The sequence below is a fragment of the Granulicella sp. dw_53 genome, assembly GCF_018449545.1.
Classification (GTDB): Bacteria; Acidobacteriota; Terriglobia; order Terriglobales; family Acidobacteriaceae; genus Edaphobacter.
On sequence record NZ_JAAVUR010000037.1, the window covers coordinates 1 to 5,111 of the forward strand.

Annotated in this window: 4 protein-coding genes; 2 read left to right on the top strand and 2 right to left on the bottom strand. The window is 51.8% G+C overall.

Features of this window, described 5'->3' with window-relative positions:
• Positions 1–168: 168 nt before the first annotated feature.
• On the bottom strand, positions 169–1,185 hold the full coding sequence (locus HB393_RS24800; RefSeq protein WP_255551606.1) for an MFS transporter: 1,017 nt from the start codon (positions 1,183–1,185) through the stop codon (positions 169–171).
• Between the two features lie 812 nt (positions 1,186–1,997).
• Between HB393_RS24800 and HB393_RS24810 the strand changes: the two genes are divergently transcribed.
• Both HB393_RS24810 and HB393_RS24815 read left to right on the top strand, forming a co-directional pair.
• Positions 1,998–2,885, top strand: a complete 888-nt coding sequence (locus tag HB393_RS24810; RefSeq protein WP_213807912.1) for a tetratricopeptide repeat protein — start codon at positions 1,998–2,000, stop codon at positions 2,883–2,885.
• Between the two features lie 94 nt (positions 2,886–2,979).
• A complete protein-coding gene (locus tag HB393_RS24815; RefSeq protein ID WP_213807913.1) occupies positions 2,980–3,945 on the top strand; it encodes a hypothetical protein in 966 nt (321 codons plus the stop codon).
• 425 nt (positions 3,946–4,370) lie between these two features.
• Here HB393_RS24815 and HB393_RS24820 read toward each other — a convergent pair whose 3' ends face one another.
• The gene (locus HB393_RS24820; RefSeq protein WP_213807914.1) at positions 4,371–5,012 is read right to left on the bottom strand and encodes a hypothetical protein; all 642 of its coding nucleotides are present in this window, start codon (positions 5,010–5,012) and stop codon (positions 4,371–4,373) included.
• Between the last annotated feature and the right edge of the window lie 99 nt (positions 5,013–5,111).

Consider the following 5,111-nt stretch of genomic DNA (forward strand, 5'->3'; position numbering starts at 1 on the left):
ACCCGCCGAATCGGTCTGCCAGTTGCTTCGCCTGAGCACCGCTAGAACCGAGCACCGTTGTCAGCGTACGATTTTTGACGTTTGGTGTGGTGACCCCATCATCCACAAGAAATCAGTGGCCCCATTCAAATGTTTTCGCGAGTGCGTCCTAAGACGTGATGAAGCTTCCTACTTGCTGCGCAAGGAAAATAGTGCGGCAGTAACGAACGCAGTCGAAGCGGCTATCCACAAGGTGCTGTAGATTCCGAAGTGATCGAACATTAGACCACCTATAAGTGCGCCGCTGCCAATAGACAGTTGTGCGGCGGAGACGAAGATGGCTTGCACACTCTCCAACTGATCCGGAGCAGCACTGAACATCCAGCTTTGCGTGGCAATCGGTTGCATTCCGAAACCGAAACCCCAGATTAAAATTAGCGGCACTGCCACGACCAGATGCGCTCCGACCACCGTCAAAATGAGGATCGAGGTGCCAAGAAGAAGAAGTGTGCCCGCCAATGCTACTCGCACGTTTTTGCCTACCGCCCAGCCGCCAAACAGGTTGCCAGCAACACCGGCTGCGCCGAATCCGAAGAGGACGGCACTAAGCACTACGGAGTCAAAATGCATGACTTGCAACATGAATGGTGTGATGTAGGTATAACCTGCAAACTGTCCGATAAAGGACAGCACTGTTCCTAGAAGACCGAACCGCACCTTGCGATTGTTCAAGAGATCCGTAACGTCTTTGATCCCTCGCGTGCTTGTAGGCACAAGCGACGGCACCAGGATCATGACCGCGAGAAGCACGGACAGCGCGACGATGGCTGATGCCACGAATGCGAGACGCCAACCCAACATCATGCTCACCAACGTGCCTGCGGGCACTCCGGCAACTGTGCCGAGTGAGACACCGGAGAGAATGATGGCGGTTGCGAGCCCCGCTGTCGTTATTCCTTTACCTGTAGAAAACGGGCTCGGCGTACGATCTTGGTCTCTTACCTGTAGAAATGTTCCTTTACTTGTAGAGATCCCAACTGCCCCGGCGAGTCGCTTCCACTTTGCGATCCTGTGTGGGCCGAAAACTCTAACAGCTCGTGTATGACAACTTGAGCATTCGTTACCGGCTCTCACTCTGCCAGTCGGTATCCCATTCCGCCACCCAGACTCCGCCTCATGGGTGGTTTTTCCATGAGAAACGCACATGCAATCGTTCTACTGGTATAGGAATATTTCTACAGGCTAAGGCAAATTTCTACACCTTTAGGAATCGCGTAACCTGTTTGAAAACAACAAATCTGTTCTACAGGTAAAGGAATAACGACATTGGGAGAATCGGGTTTGTGGTTTCTACCTGTGGAGCACGGAGGCAACCGGAATAGTTCCCCTGAAGAGGTTGAGAAGATAGCGGAACTGGTTGATGGACTATTGAAACCAGGCGTGACCTAGGAGGATGGCAAGGCCGGGAGACGAGATCTTCGTCTCGATGACATCCTGATTGTGGCGCCGTACAACGCACAAGTAGCGGATCTCGCAGAACGCCTTCCTGCGGGAAGCAGAATAGGGACGGTCGATAAGTTCCAGGGTCAGGAAGCACCTATAGTCATCTACTCGCTGACAACATCCTCCCAAGAAGACGCTCCCCGCGGAATGGAGTTCCTCTACAGCCTTAACAGGCTTAACGTAGCCACCTCACGCGCTATGGGAATGGTGATCGTGCTTGGGAGCCCTAATTTGCTAAAGCCGGATTGTCGCAGCCCGAGACAGATGCAGCTTGCCAACGCTTTATGCAGGTATGTGGAGATAGCGCGCACTCCACAACCACAGCGGCCAAATTAGCAACTGTTCCCCTCCAATTTTCAAGGAAGTATCTAATTCTCATGTCGCATTTGAGTATAGTCCAACCTCAAGTCCGATCTGGCGGAGCTGTTCTATACCTACAGCTTCGATTAGTACCCCCGCTTCAGCTCGGCGGGATATAGTGGTGCGTCAGCTGAAGAATTTTAATAGGAGTTGTTATGAAGGTTGGTCACAGCACCTTAAGGACATTGCTCATTGGATTTCTTGGCGCTTCATTCGCGTCGCCGAAGATTGCTAGGTCCGCTCAGACACAGCAGCAACCTACCGCCATTGCGCAACACATCGAGACGGTTCCAGAACTGCGTGCAACTCTCTCGGCCGACCAGCAGCTGGTGTTTGACCGTGCAATCAAGCTCTTCGATCAAGGGAAGTTTGCCGAAGCGACTCCACTGTTTCGAGAACTGCTGACCCAGAAACTAGTGGATCCGGTGCTCGCGAAACTCGCCGCGGAGTGCGCGGTCAATGACAATGACTACTCGGCCGCAAAGCAGCTGATAGACCCGGTCCTCGCTACAAATGAGGCCGATTGGCAAGGGCACACGTTGCGAGCGCGCCTAGGGGCTCAGAGCGGAGACAAAGCTACTCGCGACGTCGAAATTGCTCGCATTTTCAAACTGTACGAACAGGGACTGATACCCGCACAGTTCACCCAGTACCCTATTGAGCGCGACCCGCTGGCCAGCGGCGGTTCGATACTGATCTTTCAGTCAATCTATCCATGGGGCAGGTTCAAAGTCCACAACTACGCGCGCATCTTCGACGCGGACGGAAAGCTGCTTCGCCGTATTACGCTCGAGAGCTCCGACTTTGACCAACCGCTCTTTGCGAAGGAACATCCGGCAGAGGCGGCTGCCGGCGGACGTCGCTTTTCCTATGATGGTTATCAAACCGGGCCTACGCAATCGAACGGACAACACACTGAAACGCACGCGACGTATGGATTCCTCGACAAGGAACCCACCTATGACGAGATGCGCACGCGCTTCCTCCAGCTCGCGGCCGGCGAAGGGCAACCCGCCTCAACCAATACGCACCCTCAGCCATGATTAGAGACAATTATCAGCTGAGATTCCCAATTAACGCGATTTCCTCCGCAAGAGATTCGGTGCGGACGTTTAGCTGAAATCAAGGTGTATAAGTATGGTCGATCACCTCTCGTCTGGGTCGCGGGACGCATCTTGGAGTCTGATCCAGCGTATTCTTTTCCGTTTCTCGTTCTGTTACATCGTCCTTTATTTCGCGCCACGATTCTTGCAATTTATGCCAGGCACGGGACTGCTGGTGAATTGGATCTCCTATTGGTTGAATCTACTTGTATACCAACTAGCAGGAGTGACTACACCACCAGAGACTACAGGTGCGGGCGATACGTTTGGTGCGTACATCGTGGAGCTGATTGTCCTTATTCTTTCTCTAGCGATCAGTATCATTTGGTCTATTTTTGATCGGCAACAGGCTTACTACGTTCGCCTTTACAGCTGGTTGCGAGTGCTGGCGCGGTACACACTCGCTTACGTACTCCTCTCTTATGCCTTTGCAAAGGTGATTCCGACACAGTTCATCCCTCTTCAGAATGCTCAGTTGACTGAAACTTATGGCGAATCTTCCCCGATGGGACTTCTTTGGAAGTTTATGGGATTTTCGATGGCGTATACCATTTTCGCTGGATGTGTCGAGCTTCTACCAGCATTTTTGCTCCTCTTTCGACGGACGGCTTTGCTTGGGTCCATCCTAGCTTTTATTGTCACCTCTAATATCGTTATGCTGAATTTCTGCTATGACGTGCCGGTAAAGCTCTACTCAATCAATCTGCTCTTGCTCTCAGCGTTCTTGGTGCTACCGGATTTGTCACGTCTTTACCACTTCTTCGTGCTCAACAGAGCGACACAGCCGTCTGATTTGAGTGAACCAGAACTGAATCATCGAACCTTACGAAAAACCGCTCTCATATGCAAATATGTAATGTTGGTCTTATTTCTGACCCTGACGATCAATGGATCCGTGCGCCGATATCATCGGCAAAGAGAAGTTCTCATCTCGCCTTCGCGATATCCTCTTACAACGAGGGGCTTTCATTGGATACAAGAGTTCCCTTACAACAGATAAACAGTTTTCCGAAGAGCTGCTATAAACCTCAGCTTCGCGGTTCGCGACCGAAAGCTCGCGTCGATTGAAAGACCACGCTGCTTCAAATCGCTCGTTATGACGTCGTAGACCGAACAGGGCCGGTCTGAGGCAGAGAAACGACAAAGGGATTTCACTGCGGCTGGCGACACAGTTAGCGCAGAGCAGGGAAGAGGTTTGTCTTTTCCTTAGCATGGACTGCTTTTGCTCTTAGCAGCACTTCACTATCATGACCATCGATAAGCGAACTCACGGTCCAAAGTGCACAACCGTATGCCGGTCTTCCTTTCCGACGTCCTCTGAGTGTGGATGGTAACCGCCTAGAGGTTTGGGTGACTAGGCGGCTACATAAATGGTCTGGTAGTTGGAGCAGTGTATTCGCACTGCCCCTCTTAGCTGCCTTCTGGCTATTTACGTCCGTCTATGATGCGTTGTTGTTTGGCGATTCCTTCTTGTTCCATCAGCTCGATGCCCAGCTCAAGGACACGCTCCTCGTGCCGACGCTCTAGTCTGTCTTCGGCTTGTGCTTGCTCCATTTCCTCTCGGAGCCTTTCAGGATCGCTCATCTCCTTGAAGTATTCTTCCTGTGCTCTATCGTTTGCTTGAGCCAGATAGGCGGTGAGAAATCCCTGTTCGATAAGGTTGGGGCTCCATAGTTCCGAAAACTGGCGTTGGCTGCGGATCATTCTGGTGTTGACGATCTTATCTTCAACAGCGTTCTGTTCAACGCCTGCATAGTCGTTGCGGTAGAAATAGGGCTGAAACTCCATGGCGATTCCATTTTCAATCTCCACTTCAAAGCACATTTCTGGATCGCGCATAAGGTCGCCATTCTGCTCTCCGTAGTGGCAGATGGAAAGTGCGGGGAGTCCGCGAGGCCCTAGTCCGATGTTCTCGACCGTCAAGGTCATGTAAGGGGAGTTGTGAATCTTTACGGTAGTTTCAACGCGAACGAGCAATTCTGGCTGTAGTTTTGTGAGTTGCTTTAGAAAGCGCATTTTGCTTCTCCTTTGTTTTTGCATGTCGTGGAACGCGGCATGTACATACATGCCGAACGCCTCCTGGCGAAGGCGGAGTGTGCAAGTTGCAAGGGGAGGGGAATGAGTCTGTTACGGAACTAGGATTTAAACAGCCGAAGATGAGAGGAC

What these genes read in the sequence shown, in the direction of transcription:
- HB393_RS24815 (WP_213807913.1), top strand. Translation starts at nt 2,980, where the DNA reads ATGGTCGATCACCTCTCGTCTGGGTCGCGGGACGCATCTTGGAGTCTG.
- HB393_RS24810 (WP_213807912.1), top strand. Translation starts at nt 1,998, where the DNA reads ATGAAGGTTGGTCACAGCACCTTAAGGACATTGCTCATTGGATTTCTT.
- HB393_RS24820 (WP_213807914.1), bottom strand. Translation starts at nt 5,012, where the DNA reads ATGTATGTACATGCCGCGTTCCACGACATGCAAAAACAAAGGAGAAGC.
- HB393_RS24800 (WP_255551606.1), bottom strand. Translation starts at nt 1,185, where the DNA reads ATGTGCGTTTCTCATGGAAAAACCACCCATGAGGCGGAGTCTGGGTGG.